Consider the following 17,950-nt stretch of genomic DNA (forward strand, 5'->3'; position numbering starts at 1 on the left):
ACGATTTATCTCTGTTGGATGCCTCATCATAGTCAATTCCATCAAGCAGATTTGGAGTTGCATGGATGGCAAAGGTTGTTCGCTTTCACAGTCACGGCGGCCCGGAAGTGCTGCATATCGAAGATGTCGAGGTGCCGCGGCCCGGTCCGGGCGAGGTGCGGATCAGCGTCAAGGCGCTGGGCCTGAATCGCGCCGAAGCCTCGATGCGCAAGGGCACTTACATCGAGACGCCATCGCTGCCGTCGGGCCTCGGCCTCGAAGCGGCGGGCATTGTCGAGACGGTCGGCGATGGTGTGGACGGCTTCGCGCCTGGCGATGCGGTCAGCATAATCCCGCCACGCTCGATGGCGCGCTGGCCGGCCTATGGCGAACTCGTCACCTTTCCGGCCGGGCTCGTCGTCAAGCATCCGCCCGCGCTTGGTTTCGAGGCCGCCGCCGCGACATGGATGCAATATCTCACCGCCTATGGCGCGCTAATCGATATCGCGCATCTCGACCGCGACGAGCCCGTCGTCATCACCGCCGCGTCGAGCAGCGTCGGGCTCGCCGCCATCCAGATCGCCAACAGGATTGGCGCCGTGCCGATCGCAATCACCCGGACATCGGTCAAGAAAGCGGCGCTGTTCGATGCCGGCGCAGCTTATGTCGTGGCCTTGGCTGAGGAGGATCTCGAAGAGCGGCTGAAGGCGATCGCGCCGCTGGGCGTGCGCGTCGTCCTCGACGCTGTAGGCGGTCCGATCTTCACGCCGCTGACGGCTTCGATGGCGCACGGCGGCATCCTCATCGAATATGGCGGCCTCAGCCCCGAGCCGACGCCGTTCCCACTATCCGAGGTGCTGGCCAAGACACTGACATTGCGCGGCTATCTCGTCCACGAAATCACCGGCGACCAGGCCCGTCTGAAAGCCGGCGAGGCCTTTATTCTCGACGGCCTCGCCTCAGGCGCGCTGAAGCCGATCGTCGCCAGGACGTTTCCGTTCGAGAAGATCGTCGAGGCGCATCGCTACCTGGAATTAGGCGAGCAGTTCGGCAAGATCGTCGTGACGATCTGAGCAGGGCTTCAAGCGATCGGCGCGCCCGGGTTGGGCGCGCATGATCCAGCCAAGGCCGCTACCCCCGCTTTTCGATCACCGCGTAGAGCACGTTGCGGTTCTCGCCATAGAACACCTGCGCATCCACCGTGTTGCGGTCGACGCTGGCATTGATGATGTTCCACATGTCGGCCTCCGAGCGCAGCAGCAACACCCAGTCCATGAAGGTTTCCCGGTAGCCGGCGTCGGGCGTGCCCTCGGCATAGTTCGCAAACAGGAACCTGCCGTTGGGCTTCAGCATCTGCAGGCAGGTCTTGGTAAGCTTCACGGCGACGTTGTGCTGGAGGTAGTCGTAAAGGCCTGAGGCGTAGATGAGATCGAACTTGCCGAGCTTGTGGCCTCTGGTCAGCACGGTTCGCACCGAACCGTCGACGGCCTCGACCGCGGTGCCCTGGAAGTCGCGCGCGATCAGCCCGACGCTCTGCGGATCCTGGTCGAGCGCGACCCAGCGCTTCAGCCCGCCCTCGGCAAGCGCGGTCGAACGATTGGCCTCGCGCAAATGGCCGGCCGCGATCGCCAGCACCTCGGCGTCCGGTCCGTTCATTGCGGCGGTCTCGTCGACATAGCGGGTCAGCAGGTCGCGCCGTTCCCGGGCAGCGACACAGGACGGCACGTTCTGGGTATGGCTGTAGAGCGCTTTGCCGATCTCCGAGGCGTTCGCCACATCCTCGGCCACGTGCGGGTCGCAGTAGATGTAGTCGAGCAGCTGCGCGTCGCCGGAATAGCCTCTGGGCTTGGTAAAGGACCAGTGCGTGAGCGGATCCTGGAGGAAATATTGCAGGATCGCATGGTTCTGCGCCACCGGTATCAAGGCTTGCCAGACGTCGGGATGGACCCTGGAGCGCAACGCGTTGAGCACCGACAGCAGCCGTCGAACGATCTCGGCGGGATCCTTCCGCAGCTCGATCTGCTGCTGCGTTGTCAACAGGATGAGCGCCAGCTCCGCGCGCGCCGCTTCGAACGCCTCGCCGTGGCGCTCGGGCTTCCCTCGATGCAGACCGGCGGCAATGGTCTTGGCAGTAATCAGGCTTTTGCCATCAAAAACGGTCTGCACCGGATACTCCGTGGTTAACAGTCATTTAACTTATTGCGTAGAATGTCGAATTTGCCAACGGCGATCGTTAGCATTTTAATAATATGATTAATTTCCCGCTAACCATCTCGCTTCATTGGATATTTTGCGGGTCGGAATCCGGGTTCGAGTTAACGCAAACTTGTCTCCCGCCGTGGCATTTTATTGCTCGGCAAACCGTTGTTTCCCTAGGAGCGGGCCCGCGTGGGGGCAGAGGCGAAAAAAGTGTTCGAAGCGCAAAAGTCCCTTGAAGCGGGGTTTATTGCGAACGAACGCGTCGCATCGAGATTGGCCGATATGGCGCATGTGGAGCCCTACGAGCCGCGCCCCGGCCCGGGGCCGAACGAGCTGCGCGTGCTTTACCGCGAGGAATCGCAAGCGAAGCGGCGCAAGGAAGCCAGGCCCGGGCTTTGGATGGCCGTTGCCATCTATGTGCTGTTCTCGGCGACGGATCTGCTGCTGATACCGGATGTGGCGCTCTACACGATCACGGCGCGCTTTGCCGTCGGCCTCACGGCGCTGCTGACGCTTGAAGGTCAGCTTCGCCGCGGCGTTGCCACGCAATGGCTAGACATAACCTGCGCAGCCGCCATCATCTTTGGCTATGTCGGCTGGCTGTGGCCGACATCCTTGGGCGCGGATCGGCAAGCCGTCGCCTATTATATGGTGTTCGGCACCATCTTCATGATGAGTGCCAACCTCTTCTTCACGTTCAGCTTCAAAACGTCGATCATCACGTCGACCATAATCCTGTGCATACTATACGTGGTGAATTATTTTGTGCCCGCCTCGCTCACCTATAAGCTGGTGTTCGGCACGTTCTACGTCTCGTGCTTCACCTTCACCTCCTATGTGAACTGGAAGCTGAACGAGGAACGCTACAACGTCTTCCTCAACGCGCTTGAAGCCAAGATTCAGCACAACGAGGCCACCGAGCGAGGCAAGGCACTGTTGCGGCTGTCGCGCACCGATCCGTTGACAGGCCTGGAGAACCGGCGCGCGATCGACGAGAAGCTCAGGGATTGCTGGAGCGACTGGCAGAAGCTCGGCATTCGTTTCGCGGCGATCCTCATCGACGTCGATTTCTTCAAGAAGTTCAACGACTGCTACGGCCATCAGGAAGGCGACCGTTGCCTGATCCATGTCGCCAATGCGCTGAGCGATCTCGTCCGGCAACACAATGGCTCGATCGGGCGCTATGGCGGTGAGGAATTCATCGTGCTTGCGCGCATGAACGACAAGGATCAGGTCGCTGACCTCGCGCAAGCCATTTGTCGCACGGTGGAGGAGCTGGCGCTGACGCATGAGCTGCGGCGGGACGGCACCTCTATCGTGACGGTGAGCGTCGGCGCCGCGTTCACCCGTACGCAGGCCGGCGGCAAGCTGGAGAAGATCATCCACGAGGCCGATCGGGCGCTGTATCTGGCAAAGGCCGGCGGCCGCAATTGCGCTCGATTGTTCGATCCGACCGATCCGCAATCGAGCGACGAGAGCGAGAACATCGCGGCCCTGCTGAAGATCGCCGTCGAAAGGGATCTCGTCTCGCTGGTCTACCAACCTATCCAGGACGTCGCGTCGGGCCGGTTCGAGGCCGTCGAGGCGCTGATGCGCCTGAAAATGCTCGACGGCATACTGGTTCCGCCGAGCCTGTTCATTCCCGTCGCCGAACGCACCGGCGCCATCCTCGAGCTCGGACGCTGGGCGATAAGGACGGTGTGCACGGATATGCTGACGCACGACCATGTCCGCCTCGTCAGCGTCAACGTATCGCCGATCCAGCTCAAGACGCCCGGCTTCGCGACATCCGTCGCCGGCATTCTCGGCGAGACCGGCGTCGCCGGCAGCCGGCTGGCCTTCGAGATCACCGAGGGGCGCGAACTGGAGATGGACTCCGACATCCTGCGCTGCATCAGCGACCTGAAGCTCCTGGGTATCAGGATATGGCTCGACGATTTCGGCACCGGCTTCGCCGGCCTGTCGTGGCTGCGCCTCATCGATTTCGATACGGTCAAGATCGACCGTTCGTTCCTGCACGACTGCGGCACGCCGAAGGGCATGGCGATGCTCCAGGACATCATCGCGCTCGTCCGCAATCGCGGCCACAAGATCCTGGTCGAGGGCGTGGAAACCGACGAACAGATGGCGCTGATGCGCGAGTTCGGCATCGACAAGGTGCAAGGCTACCACGTCGGCCGTCCGCTGCCGGCGGCAAGTTTCCAGACCAAGCGGCCCGTGCAGAAACGGCCGTTCACGGTGCTGAAGTCGGCATGAGGGTGGCGTTCGCCGTGAGGCTCAGTAAGCTGCAGCGGAAGCCGGCATAGCCTGCAGGCGGTCGATGTCCTGGCGAGGCGGCGCGCCGAACAGGCGGCGATATTCGCGGCTGAATTGCGAGGGGCTGTCATAGCCGACCGCGAAGCCGGCAGCACCCGCGCTCGCCCCGTCCGCCAGCATCAGCCTTCGCGCTTCCTGCAGCCGCAATTGTTTTTGGTATTCGAGTGGAGTCATGCGGGTGATCGCCTTGAAGTGGGCGTGAAGCGACGACGGGCTCATGCCCGACGCGGCGGCAATCTCGTCTATCCGCAACTGCGTGTGGAAGCCGCCCCGGATCGTGGCGATGGCGCGGCTGATCTGGTTCAGGTGGCTATCCGCCGATGCCATCTGGCGAAGCGTCGCGCCGTGCGGCCCTGTGAGCAGCCGATAGAGGATCTCGCGCTCTATCAGCGCCGCCAAGGTTCCGATGCTCTCAGGGCGATCGAGCAGCCTGACAAGCCGGTAGGCGGCATCGATCAGGTCGGGGTCGCCCGGATAGACGGCAAGCACCGGCAGGTCACCGCGGGGAGAAGCGCGCCCTTCCGTCACCAGCAGGTCGGCAAGGGCAGCGGCATCGAAATCGATCTTGCAGCAGAGATACGGTGCGGCTGGACTGGCCTCCAGCACGTGTCCGACCAGCGGCAGGTCGACCGAGACCAGAAGATAGCTGGAAGCGTCATAGACCACGCTCTGGCCGGCCAGCGAGACGCGCTTCGACCCCTGGGCGATTATGCAAAGCGAGGCTTCATAGACCGCAGGCACCGGCGCGCTGGGATGGTTGGCGCGAATGAGCGACAGCCGCGGCACCGCGGTGCCGGATATGCCGGAAACCGGCGCGAACCGCGAGATCAGATGAGCCAGATCGGCAATTTTGTCCATGCCGCATAAATCTGCATCGCGCGCGATCTTGCAAGGCTTGATCGGGTTCATTTGGAGGATCGTGCAAACTCTTTGGACGATCACGCTACCACCATCCGGCTTCTCGCCACCATCTTGCGTCCCGTCACCGCAAGCGAAAAGGAAACGATCATGACGGGACTGAAAGACAAGATTGTACTCATCACCGGCGCCTCGAGCGGCATTGGCGAAGCAACGGTTCGCGAGCTTGCCAAGGCTGGCGCCAGGCTGTTCATCGGCGCCCGCCGCACCGAGCGTCTGGCGGCGCTGGCGCAGGAACTCGGCGAAGGGGTCGCCTGGCGCGAGCTCGACGTGACGGATGCGGCGAGCTTCGACGCTTTCGCCGATGCCGCTCACGCGCAACTCGGGCGGATCGACGTGCTGGTCAACAATGCCGGCGTCATGCCGCTCTCCCCGCTTGCCGCGCTGAAGCGCGATGAGTGGGCACGCATGATAAACGTCAACATCTTCGGCGTGCTGAACGGGATCGCTTCGGTGCTGCCACGCTTCGTGGCGCAGAAGAACGGGCACATCGTCAACGTGGCTTCGGTCGGCGCGCACATCGTGCTGCCCACAGCGGCGGTCTACTGCGGCACGAAATACGCGGTGTGGGCAATCACCGAAGGCCTGCGCCAGGAGCACGACGACATCCGCGCCACGATCATCTCTCCCGGCGTGACCGCGACCGAACTGGGCGACGACATCAGCGATCCGCAGGTGGCGTCGGCGCTGAAAGCGTGGCGGCAAAAGTCGCTGACACCGGACGCCATAGCCCGTGCGATCCGCTTCGCGCTCGAACAGCCCGACGGAGTCGACGTCAACGAAATGATCGTGCGGCCGACCGCCGCGAATATGTAGGAGCTTCGCCTTGCTACGTCGGCTTGCGGGTGGGCGGCTGAGCCCCCCGCAAGTCGGGCAGGGCGCGTGCCTGCTGTCGGTCAGCCATCAGTTCGCCTTCAATGCACCACCAACCTCACGCGCTCCCGCAGTTCCCGCGGCGCCACGTCATACTTGCTCTTGAACGCCCGCGAGAAATGCGCGCTGGAGTTAAATCCGCAGGCAAAGGCGATTTCCGAGATCGAGGCTGCGGCCCGCGCTGGCGAGAGCAGTTCCTCCTTGCTGCGCTCCAGCCGCCGGTCCCAGACGAAGCGCTCCAAGGTCATGCCCTCGCCCTCGAAGGCGCGGTGCAGATAGCGGCGCGAGCAGCCCATGTGGCGGGCGATGTCCTCGGCCGAAAGATTGCTGCGCGCCAGGTTGGCGTCGATATAGGCGACGATGCGCTCGCGCAGCGCTTCCAGCGGCGAGCGGCGGAATTCGGGCGCCATCGGCTTGGCCTGGATCAGCCCGTTGACGAGTTGGATCAGGCTTTCGCCGACGCGGCGGCAGCCGGCTTCGTCGAGCTTGTGCGCCTCGCCGATCGCCATCTGCATCAGCCCGGACACGATGTGAGTCAGACTGTCGTCTTCGCCCGGCAGCGGCACCGGGGCTGAAAGCCGCGCCAGCGTCTCGTCGCCGAAGGTCGAGCGCGGCACCTGCAGGATGAGTTGGTCGACATCGGAAAGGTTCTGCAGCGAATAGCTGCGCACCGGATCGTAGATGATCGCCGCGCGCGGGCCGAGATCGATCGCCGTCTCACGCTGCTCGAAGCGGCTGCGGCCCTTGCGCTGCATCAGGATCTTGATCGCGTCGGGATCGAAGCTGCGCCAGAAGGCGCGGTCGTTGAGGACCAGATGCGACTTGGCCCGGATTTCCGACAGGCGGCAGGCGCCGAGATTGACCGACACCAGTTTCGGCAGCGACGGCGCCTCGCCGCGCGAAAAACGCTGGGTGATCGGGCCGAACAGCATCCGCGAGGCGGACAGGAAGGCTTCGCCGTCGGCGACGCTCACGTGGTGGCCGTGCATCGTTTCCTCCTCCGGTTCACTAGCCCCGTCTTGTCGCGGGATTGAGACGCAACGGCCGAGCCGATGCAACCGGAAAGGAAGTTAACATGCTAACCATCTCCACCGCAACGGCGCAGATGATGTGAACGGGCTAGCGCATGGCGACAGCCTGTTCACACATTAAGGTCAGGCAGCCTTGACCTTGAGCTCTTCTGGGCCGCGCACCATGCGGGTCACGCCGGCGAAGTCGAGCTTGCCGGAACCGAGCACCGGCACTTTCGGCACGACGCGCACTTCGGCCGGCACCATCAGGTCCATGGCCCCGTTCGCCTTGGCGAAGGCGAGGAACTCCGCGCGCGTGGCGTTGGCAGCCTCGGTGATCAGGATCAGCTTCTCGCCCTTGCGGGCATCGGGGAGCGTGGCGACGGCCGACAGCGAGCCTTTCCAGAGCTCGCCGGCCAGCGCCTCGACCGCTGCCAGCGAGACCATCTCGCCGGCGATCTTGGCAAAGCGCTTGGCGCGGCCGCGGATCGAGATGAAGCCCGCATCGTCGACGGTGACGACGTCGCCGGTGTCGTGCCAGCCATCGGCCAGCGGCTCGATCACGCCAGGGTTCTCGGCGCGCAGATAGCCGGCCATCACGTTCGGGCCGCGCACGAACAGCAGTCCGCCTTCGTCGACGCCGGGCACCGGCTCCAGCCGGTACTCCATGCCGGGCATGATTTTGCCGACGCTGCCCGACTTGTTGTACATCGGCGTGTTGATTGCGATCACCGGCGCGGTCTCGGTCACGCCATAGCCTTCCAGGATGCGCAGGCCGAACTTCTCCATATAGGTCGTGCGCGTGGCCGCCTTCACCGGCTCGGCGCCAGCGAAGCAGTAACGCACCGAGCGGAAGTCGTAAGGATGCGCGGTGCGGGCATAGCCCGACAGGAAGGTGTCGGTGCCGAAGATGATCGTCGCGTTCGAGGCATAGATCAGTTCCGGCACGATGCGGTAATGCAGCGGCGAGGGGTAGAAATATACCGGCACGCCCGAGATCAGCGGCAGCACCGTGCCCGCCGTCATGCCGAAGGAGTGGAAGATCGGCAGCACGTTGAACACCTTGTCGCCCGAATGGAAGTCGATGCGCGAGGCGGCCTGGGCGGCATTGGCCAGGATGTTGCGGTGGGTGAGCACCACGCCCTTCGGCGTGCCCTCCGAGCCCGAAGTGAACAGGATCGCGGCAGGATCATCCGGCTTGCGCGCCACTCGCGGCGTCGCCTTGCGCAACAGGCCGAGCAGCTTGTCCTTCAGCCCGATCGTGGCGCGAAGGTCGTCCAGCCAGACGATGTCGACCGAGCGGCCGATCTCCTCGACCACAGGCCCGAGCTTCGCCTGTTCGACGAAGGCGCGGGAGGTGAGCACGGTGCGCACCTCGGCCGCCTTGCAGGCCGACAGGATGTTCGCAGCACCCGCGGTGAAGTTGATCATCGCCGGAACCTTGCCGGCCGACACGACGCCGAGAAGTGCGGCGCAGGCGCCGTTGGCGTTGGGCAGCATGATGCCCAGCGTCTCCTGGCCGGCATAGAGGTGCTCGAACTTCTCGCCGAGCACCGCGGCGGCGGTGAGCAGCTTGCCGTAGCTCAGCGAACCGGTGACCGGATCCTGCACCGCAAGCTCCTTCATGCCGCGCTCATGCGCCGTCTCGATGATCTTCTCCAACACCGTCTTGTTAATGTCCTGGGTGCGGAAGACGAGGTCCGACATCACCTGATAGAGCGCCGAGCCCGCCGCGGCGCGGCGCTGGCGGCCCTTCAGCTCCTGCTGAACTTCGAGCTTCACCGGTTCCAGAATGGTCACCTTGACCTTCGGGAACAGGCGGCGGCGCACGTGCTGCGAGGTCAGCCGCGAGAAGTAGCTCTTCTCCAGCCCGTCGATGCGCACCGGCACCACCATCGAGCCGGTCTTGTCGGCAACCATGGCGGCGCCGTCATAGACCTTCATCAGCCCGCCGGTGACGGTGATGCGCCCTTCCGGGAAGATGACCAGCGGATCGCCACCCTGCACGATCTTGATCAGCGTGCGGGTCGACATGGGCTTGGCCGGATTGAGCGGCAGCGCGCGGGCGAGCTTCATGAACGGCTTCATCCACCAGGCCTGCGCGATCGTGTAGTCGATGGCGAAGACCGGCTCCTCGTCGGTCAGCGTCAATGCCAGCGGGCCGTCGAGGAAGCTGACATGGTTGAGCGCCAGGATCGGCGCCTTGCCGGCCGCCTTGAGATTGTCCAACCCCTCGACCTCCAGCCGCAGGAAGGCGCGGAACAGGATCGAGACGAAGTCGCGGAACGGATTGGTCGGCAGGAATTTCAGCATCAGCCAGGCGGCGATCGCGTTGGCGACGACGAGGCCGAACAGGATGCCCGCGATGGATACACCCGCCGCCTGGATGGCGGCGACGAGGATGCCGCCAATCGTCATGAAGCCGGCATTGACGATGCTGACGGCGGCAACGACGCGGGCGCGGCGTGCCTCCGGCGACCAGGCCTGCACGGCGGCGAAAGTCGGCACCACGAGGAAGGCGGCGGCAATCGCCATGCCGGCGAGGTCGACGGCGACTCGGATGGTGTTCGGACCGGCGAAGAAGGCGGCAAGCGTCTCGGCCTTGGGCGAAGGCTGCATGCTCCAGATGGTCCAGGCGAGATGCAGGCCGAACAACGCCAGCAGCGCGGTGCCGACCGGCGCCGGCAGCAGCACCATGCGCCCTTGAGACATCCAGGCGGCAATGGCCGAGCCGATGGCGATGGAGACGGCGAATACGGCGAGATAGGCGGTCACCGCGATCTCGTTGCCGCCGAGCGAGTCCTTGATCATCGACGGCAGGATCGACAGCACGATGGCGCCGACCAGCCAGAACCAGGAGGTCATCAGGCCGGCGCGCCAGATGCGCATGTCGGTGCGCAATTCGGCGACCTGATGCCAGGTCGAGCGGAAGATGTTCTTGTCGATGACAAGGTTGGGGGCGGCCGAGCCGGTGGAAGGGATGTAGCGGCTGGCAAGCCAGCAGCCGACGGCCAAAGCCATCATGATCGGCCCGAACACCGTGACACCGATGCCGTCGGCGGAAACGACGCCGCCGGCGATGGTGCCGCCGAGGATCGCGGCGAAGGTCGCCGACTCGATCCAGGCATTGGCCTTGGGCAGTTCCTTGCGTTCCAGGTGATCCGGCAGGATGCCGTATTTGATCGGCCCGAACAGCGCCGAGATGATGCCGAACATCAACAGCGCTCCCATCAGCACCGGGATCGATGAGAGAGCGATGCCGACGACCGAGACTCCCGCCGCGGCGATTTCGACGAATTTCAGCCGCCGCGCGATCAGCGCCTTGTCGAAGCGGTCCGCGATCTCGCCGCCGAGCGCCGACAAGAGCAGGAAGGGCGCCATGAAGATAGCGCCGGCCAGCGTCACCAGCGATGCCGCCTGGTCCTTCGCCAGCGTGAAGAGAATGAGGAACACCAGTGTGTTCTTCAGGAAATTGTCGTTGAAGGCCGAGAGGAATTGCGTCCAGAAGAGAGGCGCGAAGCGCCGCGACATCATCAGATGGGTGTTCATGGCAATTTCCAGTGGGCAAGGCCGTCTGGCAGTCCGATTGGACTGAGCGGTGACTTGCGCGGTTTGAGCCTTGTTTACCGGGAAGCGGTTAAACTTCGTTACTGCGGTTCATTCCAATCCATTTGTTTCTTGCCCTTGGCGCCCCGCATCTTTCGTCCGCGATCGGCCTCCAGGGCTTGCAGGCGCTCGAATATTTGCGGGCATGGCTGTCGGTGAGCATCGATATGGTCCTTTCGTTTCAGGCTTAGGCTGCGTCGGCGCAGGCTTGTTTCAAGCCGGATACATTCTCTTGAACGCTGTTCATAAGCGCACCATAGCACATCGTGAACGACGTTCAAGAGAAAAATGAACGACGTTCACACGCCGCGACAATAGGTTAAAAAATGACGAAAAGCAGGGTACGGCGGCTTACGGCGCTTAAGGTGCCTCAAGCCTCGCCGGTCAGCCGCGCCGAGATCATCCTTGCCGCTCTGACGGCCGCCTGGCCCTGGGCGCCCGCGACCGCATCGTCGACACGCGAGAGGGGCGAGGCGATGGACAGCGTGCCGACCGGCTGGCCGTCGGAGCCAAGGATCGCGGCGCCGATGCTGTGCACGCCTTCTTCATAACCCTCGGAACTACGCGAATAGCCGCTTGCCGCTGCAAACGCGATGGCTTTGGCCAGAGTGTCCGGCCCAGTCATCGTATGCGCGGTAAAGGCCTGCAGCGGCTTCTCGAGATAGGCGCTGACGACTTCCAGCCGTGAGGCGGCAAGAAAGGCGATGCCCGACGCGGTGCCATGCAGTGGCAGCACCTGGCCGACATCGACATTGACGCGGTTGGCCTTGGCCGACAGCTCGACATGCAGCGTCAGCAGCGCGCCGGCGCTGAACTCCGACAGATGCACCGTCTCGCCGGTTTCCAGCGACAGCTCGCGGATGACCGGCGCGGCGAGCCGCACGAAGGGGAAATGCGCATCGCGGATGCGTGCGAGCCGCGACAGGCCGGCGCCCAGCCGGTAACGGCGGCTGCGCGGCTCCTGCTCGATCAACCGGTGCGCGGCAAGCGCCATCAGCAGCCGCCTGGCGGTGGCCTTGTCGAGACCAGCGCGGCGGGCGAGGTCGGAGAGGCCGATCTCCGGCTCGTGCAGCGTGAACAATTCCAGCAGCGACACCGCCTTGCCCACCGTGCTCATTGTCCACTCTCCGAGATAATTCGCATGTGAATTAACTTGACAGGCGCTCGTCCTGCCTTCAGTGTGCCTATAACATACAAAACAGCGGTTCAAATAGTGAACCAAATGGGAACGGTTAAGCGCCCCGGAATTTTGCGCGCCAGGGAGAGTTCAGCGCCGTGACGGCCGCCAGCAAGATTGCTTCGCACCCCGCAACGATCGACGGCCTGCTCGACCGCGAGCAGGCGCGGTTCCTCGCCACGCATCCGCGCTCGGCGGCGGCATGGGAGGAGGGCAGGACACATTACCTCTATGGCGGACCGTCGCACTGGATGCGCCGCTGGGCCGGCGGCTTCCCGGTCTATGCAGCTTCGGCGCGCGGCGCGCATATCCGGGATATCGACAGCCACGACTATGTCGACTTCGCGCTGGGCGACACCGGCGGCATGTGCGGCCACGCGCCCGAGGCGGTGACGCGCGCCGCACTTCGCCAACTGCAGAACGGGGCCACCATGATGCTGCCCACCGAGGACAGCCTCTGGGTCGGCACCGAACTCACGCGCCGCTTCGGCTTGCCTTACTGGACGCTGACTACCTCGGCCACCGATGCCAATCGCGGTGCCATCCGCATTGCCCGCATGGTCACCGGCCGCCCGAAAGTGCTGGTCTTTTCCGGCTGCTATCACGGCGGCGTCGAGGAGGCGCATATCGAGATCCGCGATGGCAAGGTCGGCATGCGCAACATGATCCACCCGAACGGCGTCGACCATTCCGCCGTCTCCCGGGTAGTTGAGTTCAATGACGTCGCGGCGCTCGAGGAAGCGCTGTCGCATGGCGACGTCGCCTGCGTTTTGACCGAACCGCTGATGACCAATTTCGGCATGATCCAGGTCGCCGAGGGTTTTCACGCCGCACTTCGCGAGATCACCCGCCGCACCGGGACGGTGCTGATCATCGACGAGACGCACACCATCTCCAGCGGTCCCGGCGGCTACACAGCGTTGCACGGGCTGGAGCCGGACATTCTGGTCGCCGGCAAGGCGATCGCCGGCGGCATTCCGGCCGGCATCTTCGGCGTCTCGCGGGAAATCGCCGAGCGGCTTTGGAAGATCGTGCCGATGGTCAATCCGCGCGTGCGCCAGTCGGCGCATCTCGGCATCGGCGGCACGCTGGCCGGCAACGCGCTCACAATCGCCACCATGCGCGCCGTTCTGGAAGAGGTGCTGACGCCCGCCAATTTCGAGCTGATGATCGCCAACGCAACGCGCCTTGCCGACGCCGCGTGGGGCATCATCCGAACCAACCGGTTGCCCTGGCATGTGACGCAGGTTGGCGCCCGCGCCGAGATCATGTTCATGCCGAACCCGCCGCTGAGCGGCGCCGACGTCATTGCCGGCCGGCGCGGCGACCTCGAGACGCTTCTGCATGCTTTCTACATGAACGAAGGCATACTGGTGACGCCCTTCCACACCATGTTCCTGATGTGCCCGGCAACGTTGCCGGCCGATGTCGACCGTCATACCGAAGTCTTCGGCCGCTTCGTCGATCTCGTCCGCGGCGCGGGCGTCGTCTGAGCCATGGCGAACCCGTTCGACCTCACGGGCAAGGTGGCGCTGGTGACCGGCGGCGGGCGCGGCATCGGCGCCGCCATCGTCACACGATTTGCCGAGGCCGGAGCCTCGGTCGTTATCGCCAACCGCTCGCTCGATGTCGCCGAGGCGCTTGCGGCCGAGCTGTCCGCGCGCGGTCTGTCCGTCCGCGCCGTCGCGCTTGCCGGGCTCGATCGCACCACGCTGCATGCATTGGTCGGCGATGTGGTGCGCAAATCCGGCCGGCTCGACATCGTCGTTCACAATGCCGGCGGCTGTCCCTGGGCCTCGGTCGAGGAACTTGACGAGGAGAAGCTCGAAGAGGCGCTGGCGGTCAACCTGAAAGCCTGCTTCTGGCTGGCGCAGGCGGTGGCCCCGGCGATGCGCGCCAACGGCTTCGGCCGCATCCTGGTCACCTCGTCGGTATCGGCGCGCGTGGCGATGGCCGGCGGCGCGCATTATTCGGCGGCCAAGGCCGGCGTCAACGCCTTCATTCGCGGCGCCGCCTTCGAGTTCGCGCGCGACGGCATCACCGTCAACGGCGTCGAACCGGGCTTCATCGCCAAGCCGGGCAGGGGCACGATGAGCCAGCCGAAGGTAGCGGACCGTCTGGGTCAGTTCATTCCCATGGGCCGTCTCGGCGAGGCCGACGACATCGCCTATGCCATGCTCTACCTCGCCTCCGAGCAGGCAAAATACGTTACTGGCCAGACCATGGTCCTCGACGGCGGCTCGACCCTGCCGGAGACCGGCTATGCCGTCGAACGGCACTGGGGGCTCGCATGAGCCGCCGCCTCGAAGGCCGCACGGCTCTGGTCACGGGTGCCGCCACCGGCATGGGCCGCGCTACCGCCGAATTGTTCGCCCGCCACGGCGCCAAGGTTATCGCCTTCGGCCATGGCGGCGAGGTGCTGGACGAAGCGGCCAGGGCCAGCGGCGGCATTGCCGTGCGCGGCGACATCACCGATGCCGCCGACATCGCCCGCGCCGCCGCAGCCTGCGGTGGCCGTCTCGACATCGTCGTCAACGCCGCCGGCGTCATGATCCTCGACGAGCCGGAGACGCTGAGCGACGAGACCTGGGCGAAGAGCTTCGCCGTCAACGTCACCGGCGCGATGATGGTCTGCCGCGCCGCGCTGCCCCTGCTCAAGGCGCGCGGCGGCGCGATCGTCAACATCGCCTCGGTCGGCGCCTTCAACGCCAGCGGCCAGAACGCCGCCTATTCGGCGAGCAAGGCAGCGCTCGTCTCCTACACGCGATCGCTCGCCTTCGCGCATGGCCCGGATGGCATTCGCGCCAATGCGGTGGCGCCCGGCTGGGTACGCACGCCGATGAGCGTCTACGAGATGAAGGTCGCCGCCAGCGCCAACGGCTCGACGCCGGAGGACGAGTTCGCGGCACTCACCAACCGCATCGCGCTGCGCCGCGTCGCCGAGCCGGAAGAGATCGCCTCCTGCTGCCTGTTCCTCGCGTCCGACGAAGCGTCCTTCGTCACCGGCGCGGTGCTGGTCGCGGATGGCGGCGGCCGCGCGCCGACGCAGAACAGGGCGGTATGACGTGATCCGAAGTTTGCTCGCTCGCAAACATTGAGGGTGCGGCCAGCGGGAAGGAGGAGAGAGAATGCCCGACAGAAGTGCCGACCTGGTCTTCACCAATGGCCGCATCTACACGCTCGACCGCAAGCGGCCTTGGGCCTCGGCCGTTGCCGTCAAGGGCGGCCGCATCGTCACGGTCGGCGAAGGCGCCGACGTCGCCGCCTTGACAGGCGCCGCCACCCGCGTCGTCGACCTCAAGGGCGCGATGATGATGCCTGGCATCGTCGATGTGCACGCGCATCTGATGATGGGCGGCCAGGCCGAGCTTTTCGAATTGCGCTTTCCGCCGACGGCGAGTTTCGAGACGCTGATTGCGCGCGTCGGCGAGGCGGCCGCCAAGACGCCGGAAGGCTCCTGGATCATCGGCGGGCAGTGGGGCAGCGATCTCTTGCCGAAGCTCAACCGGCTGGAGGCGCTGGCGGCGCTCGACCGCGTCAGCCAGGGCCGCCCGGTGATGCTGCGCGACGACACCTATCACAACCGCTGGGTCAACTCACAGGCGCTCGTTCTCGCCGGCCTTTCCGCTTCGTCGCCCGATCCGGAAAAAGGTTCGATCGGCCGCGATCCGGCGACCGGCGCGCTGACCGGCATGATGATCGAATCCGCCGCCGGCATCGTCGAGCGCACCATCGCCCAATCCGGCCATTACACGCAGGAGATGGACCGCGCCGCGATGGCGCGCTCGATCGCGACGCTCAACTCCTACGGCGTCACCGCATTCCTCGACGCCGCAGCCATGCAGCCGATTCTTGCGGCGCTCAAGGGCCTCGACGATCGCGGCGAGCTCACTGCATGGTCAGTGTCGGCCATGCCCGCCGTCGAGCCGTCCTTCATGTTCGGCATTGCCGGTGACGCGCTGATCGCCCTGCGTGAGCAATATCGCGGCGTGCACGCCAAGCCCGATTTCGTAAAGATCTTCCTCGACGGCGTGCCTGGCGCCCGCACCGCCGCCTTCCACGAGCCCTACACCAAGGATCCGGCGCTTGGCTGCTGCTTCCGCGGCTCGACCATCGTCACCGTGCCGGAGCTGATCCGCTGGGTCGGCAAATGCGAAAAGCTCGGGCTGGGTGTGAAGATCCACTGCGCTGGCGATGCCGCGGTCAGCCAGGCGCTCGACGCCATCGATGTCGTGCGCTCCTTCAACGGACCGACCAGGCTCAAGCACCACATTGCGCATGCGAGCTACATTGCGCCCGACGACATCGCCCGCTTCGCCGAGCTCGGCGTCGTCGCCGATCTTTCGCCCTTCCTGTGGTATCCGACGAGCTTCCTCGAAGGGCATAAGCAGACGATGGGCGAGGCGCGCGCGCTGCGTTTTTGGCCGAACAAGGACCTGCTCGCGGCCGGCGCGCTGCTGGCCGGCGGTTCCGACTGGCCGGTGATGCCGAATCCCGATCCGTGGGACGGCATCGAAGGCCTCGTGACGCGCCGCAACCCGAGCGGCGAATTTCCGGGCGCGTCGCTCTGGCCGGAACAGGCTATCGATGTCGCCAGGGCGCTCAAAATCTTCACCATCAACTCGGCCCGCGCCATCGGCCTTGCCGACACTGTCGGCTCGATCGAGATCGGAAAGTCCGCCGATCTCATCGTGCTCGACCGCAACGTGCTGGAGACGCCGGCCGAGGACCTCGCCGACACAAAAGTGCTGACGACGTATTTCGAGGGGAGGGTGGTCTATGAGCGCGCCTGATCCATCAAGCGACGCCAGGATACCGGTGACGGTGCTTACCGGCTTCCTCGGCAGCGGCAAGACGACGGTGCTCAACCACCTGCTGCGCCAGCCGTCGCTTGCCGGCGCTGCCGTCATCGTCAACGAATTCGGCGCAGTCGGGCTCGACCATCTGCTGATCGAGGCCAGCGAAGAACAGTTCACGCTGCTCGACAATGGCTGCATCTGTTGCATGGTGCGCGGCGATCTGGTCGCGACGCTGAAGGAGCTCGACGCCAAGAGCTTGGCCGGCGAAACGCCGCCGCTCTCTCAGGTGATCATCGAAACGACGGGTCTCGCCGATCCGGCACCGATCCTGCACACGCTGATGGCCGAAGCCGAGCTGATGGCTCGCTTTCGCATCGGCGGTGTCGTCTCCACTGTCGATGCTGTGAATGGCGCGACGACGCTCGCCCACCATTCCGAAGCGGCGAAGCAGATCGCCGTCGCCGACCGGTTGCTGATCACCAAGACCGATCTCGTCTCGAACGAGGCACTCGGCGGTTTGCGGCAACGGCTTGAGCATCTGGCGCCATCCGTCGAGCAAACCGTTGCCCGCAATGGCGAGGTCGAGCTCGATCTGCTGGCGAGCCTGCCCGCTGATGCCGCGACGGATGTGACCCGCATCGTCATGCGGCTCGAAGCGGCTGATCATCACGGCCATGACTGCGGACCGGATTGCCATCATAGCCACGATCATCATCGCGACACCCACTACGGCATCCAGTCCTTCAGCTTCGTCATCGACAAGCCGGTTGAGTGGGGCGCCTTGGCCCGCTGGCTCGACTATGTCGCGGCGCTGAAAGGCGAGGACCTGCTGCGCTTCAAGGGCATCGTGCGCACAACGGACGAACCCGAGCGGCCGCTCGTCCTGCATGGCGTGCAGCATGTCTTTCATCCGCCGGCGCGGCTCGACCGCTGGCCGTCGGCGGACCGCCGCACACGGCTGGTGTTCATCGTCCGCAACATCGAGCGCGAGACCATCGCCCGCACGCTGGTGAAGTTCGCGGCGATCGACGCGGCCAGCATCGCCGCGCCGGCGCTGGCCGCCGCCTGAATAG

Annotated in this window: 13 protein-coding genes; 8 read left to right on the forward strand and 5 right to left on the reverse strand. The window is 64.9% G+C overall.

The features are described 5' to 3' along the window. Nucleotides 1–65: 65 nt before the first annotated feature. On the forward strand, nucleotides 66–1,052 hold the full coding sequence (locus EN869_RS28080) for a zinc-dependent alcohol dehydrogenase family protein (RefSeq protein ID WP_127229396.1): 987 nt from the start codon (nucleotides 66–68) through the stop codon (nucleotides 1,050–1,052). A gap of 58 nt (nucleotides 1,053–1,110) precedes the next feature. On the opposite strand, the gene EN869_RS28085 is transcribed toward EN869_RS28080, so the two are convergent. Continuing rightward, on the reverse strand, nucleotides 1,111–2,145 hold the full coding sequence (locus tag EN869_RS28085) for a class I SAM-dependent methyltransferase (protein WP_127229395.1): 1,035 nt from the start codon (nucleotides 2,143–2,145) through the stop codon (nucleotides 1,111–1,113). Nucleotides 2,146–2,460: 315 nt separating this feature from the next. Between EN869_RS28085 and EN869_RS28090 the strand changes: the two genes are divergently transcribed. Further along, nucleotides 2,461–4,434: an EAL domain-containing protein gene (locus tag EN869_RS28090; protein WP_127229482.1), complete on the forward strand. Its 1,974-nt coding sequence runs from the start codon at nucleotides 2,461–2,463 to the stop codon at nucleotides 4,432–4,434. A 21-nt stretch (nucleotides 4,435–4,455) separates the two neighbouring features. On the opposite strand, the gene EN869_RS28095 is transcribed toward EN869_RS28090, so the two are convergent. Then, on the reverse strand, nucleotides 4,456–5,403 hold the full coding sequence (locus tag EN869_RS28095; protein WP_245489546.1) for an AraC family transcriptional regulator: 948 nt from the start codon (nucleotides 5,401–5,403) through the stop codon (nucleotides 4,456–4,458). A gap of 99 nt (nucleotides 5,404–5,502) precedes the next feature. Between EN869_RS28095 and EN869_RS28100 the strand changes: the two genes are divergently transcribed. Then, complete coding sequence (locus EN869_RS28100; RefSeq protein ID WP_127229394.1) at nucleotides 5,503–6,228, forward strand: SDR family oxidoreductase; 726 nt, start codon at nucleotides 5,503–5,505, stop codon at nucleotides 6,226–6,228. Between the two features lie 98 nt (nucleotides 6,229–6,326). Here the strand turns inward: EN869_RS28100 and EN869_RS28105 are convergent, their stop codons facing one another. From EN869_RS28105 to EN869_RS28115, 3 genes are all read right to left on the reverse strand, one after another. Continuing rightward, the gene (locus EN869_RS28105; RefSeq protein WP_127229393.1) at nucleotides 6,327–7,274 is read right to left on the reverse strand and encodes a helix-turn-helix domain-containing protein; all 948 of its coding nucleotides are present in this window, start codon (nucleotides 7,272–7,274) and stop codon (nucleotides 6,327–6,329) included. 165 nt (nucleotides 7,275–7,439) lie between these two features. Then, nucleotides 7,440–10,844 carry an acyl-[ACP]--phospholipid O-acyltransferase gene (locus EN869_RS28110; protein WP_127229392.1) on the reverse strand — a complete coding sequence of 1,135 codons (3,405 nt, stop codon included), beginning with the start codon at nucleotides 10,842–10,844 and terminating at the stop codon, nucleotides 7,440–7,442. Between the two features lie 427 nt (nucleotides 10,845–11,271). Then, nucleotides 11,272–12,018, reverse strand: coding sequence for an IclR family transcriptional regulator (locus EN869_RS28115; RefSeq protein ID WP_127229391.1), 747 nt, complete (start codon nucleotides 12,016–12,018; stop codon nucleotides 11,272–11,274). Between the two features lie 158 nt (nucleotides 12,019–12,176). On the opposite strand from EN869_RS28115, the gene EN869_RS28120 reads away from it, so the two are divergent. The 5 genes from EN869_RS28120 to EN869_RS28140 all read left to right on the forward strand — a co-directional run bounded on the left by EN869_RS28120 (nucleotide 12,177) and on the right by EN869_RS28140 (nucleotide 17,946). Continuing rightward, nucleotides 12,177–13,571: a transaminase gene (locus EN869_RS28120; protein WP_245489545.1), complete on the forward strand. Its 1,395-nt coding sequence runs from the start codon at nucleotides 12,177–12,179 to the stop codon at nucleotides 13,569–13,571. Nucleotides 13,572–13,574: 3 nt separating this feature from the next. Next, a complete protein-coding gene (locus tag EN869_RS28125; RefSeq protein WP_127229390.1) occupies nucleotides 13,575–14,372 on the forward strand; it encodes an SDR family oxidoreductase in 798 nt (265 codons plus the stop codon). Further along, nucleotides 14,369–15,142 carry an SDR family oxidoreductase gene (locus EN869_RS28130; RefSeq protein ID WP_127229389.1) on the forward strand — a complete coding sequence of 258 codons (774 nt, stop codon included), beginning with the start codon at nucleotides 14,369–14,371 and terminating at the stop codon, nucleotides 15,140–15,142. The genes EN869_RS28125 and EN869_RS28130 overlap by 4 nt, the downstream gene beginning before the upstream one ends. A 64-nt stretch (nucleotides 15,143–15,206) precedes the next feature. After that, the gene (locus EN869_RS28135; protein WP_127229388.1) at nucleotides 15,207–16,871 is read left to right on the forward strand and encodes an amidohydrolase; all 1,665 of its coding nucleotides are present in this window, start codon (nucleotides 15,207–15,209) and stop codon (nucleotides 16,869–16,871) included. Next, nucleotides 16,858–17,946 (forward strand): GTP-binding protein, encoded by a 1,089-nt coding sequence (locus EN869_RS28140; RefSeq protein ID WP_127229387.1) that lies wholly within the window; start codon nucleotides 16,858–16,860, stop codon nucleotides 17,944–17,946. Before EN869_RS28135 ends, EN869_RS28140 begins: the two co-directional genes overlap by 14 nt. Nucleotides 17,947–17,950: the final 4 nt, after the last annotated feature.

This window comes from Mesorhizobium sp. M2D.F.Ca.ET.226.01.1.1 (genome assembly GCF_004022705.2).
Lineage (GTDB): Bacteria > Pseudomonadota > Alphaproteobacteria > Rhizobiales > Rhizobiaceae > Mesorhizobium.

What these genes read in the sequence shown, in the direction of transcription:
- EN869_RS28100 (WP_127229394.1), top strand. Translation starts at nt 5,503, where the DNA reads ATGACGGGACTGAAAGACAAGATTGTACTCATCACCGGCGCCTCGAGC.
- EN869_RS28105 (WP_127229393.1), bottom strand. Translation starts at nt 7,274, where the DNA reads ATGCACGGCCACCACGTGAGCGTCGCCGACGGCGAAGCCTTCCTGTCC.
- EN869_RS28140 (WP_127229387.1), top strand. Translation starts at nt 16,858, where the DNA reads ATGAGCGCGCCTGATCCATCAAGCGACGCCAGGATACCGGTGACGGTG.
- EN869_RS28090 (WP_127229482.1), top strand. Translation starts at nt 2,461, where the DNA reads ATGGCGCATGTGGAGCCCTACGAGCCGCGCCCCGGCCCGGGGCCGAAC.
- EN869_RS28125 (WP_127229390.1), top strand. Translation starts at nt 13,575, where the DNA reads ATGGCGAACCCGTTCGACCTCACGGGCAAGGTGGCGCTGGTGACCGGC.
- EN869_RS28130 (WP_127229389.1), top strand. Translation starts at nt 14,369, where the DNA reads ATGAGCCGCCGCCTCGAAGGCCGCACGGCTCTGGTCACGGGTGCCGCC.
- EN869_RS28110 (WP_127229392.1), bottom strand. Translation starts at nt 10,844, where the DNA reads ATGAACACCCATCTGATGATGTCGCGGCGCTTCGCGCCTCTCTTCTGG.
- EN869_RS28080 (WP_127229396.1), top strand. Translation starts at nt 66, where the DNA reads ATGGCAAAGGTTGTTCGCTTTCACAGTCACGGCGGCCCGGAAGTGCTG.
- EN869_RS28115 (WP_127229391.1), bottom strand. Translation starts at nt 12,018, where the DNA reads ATGAGCACGGTGGGCAAGGCGGTGTCGCTGCTGGAATTGTTCACGCTG.
- EN869_RS28135 (WP_127229388.1), top strand. Translation starts at nt 15,207, where the DNA reads ATGCCCGACAGAAGTGCCGACCTGGTCTTCACCAATGGCCGCATCTAC.
- EN869_RS28095 (WP_245489546.1), bottom strand. Translation starts at nt 5,403, where the DNA reads ATGAACCCGATCAAGCCTTGCAAGATCGCGCGCGATGCAGATTTATGC.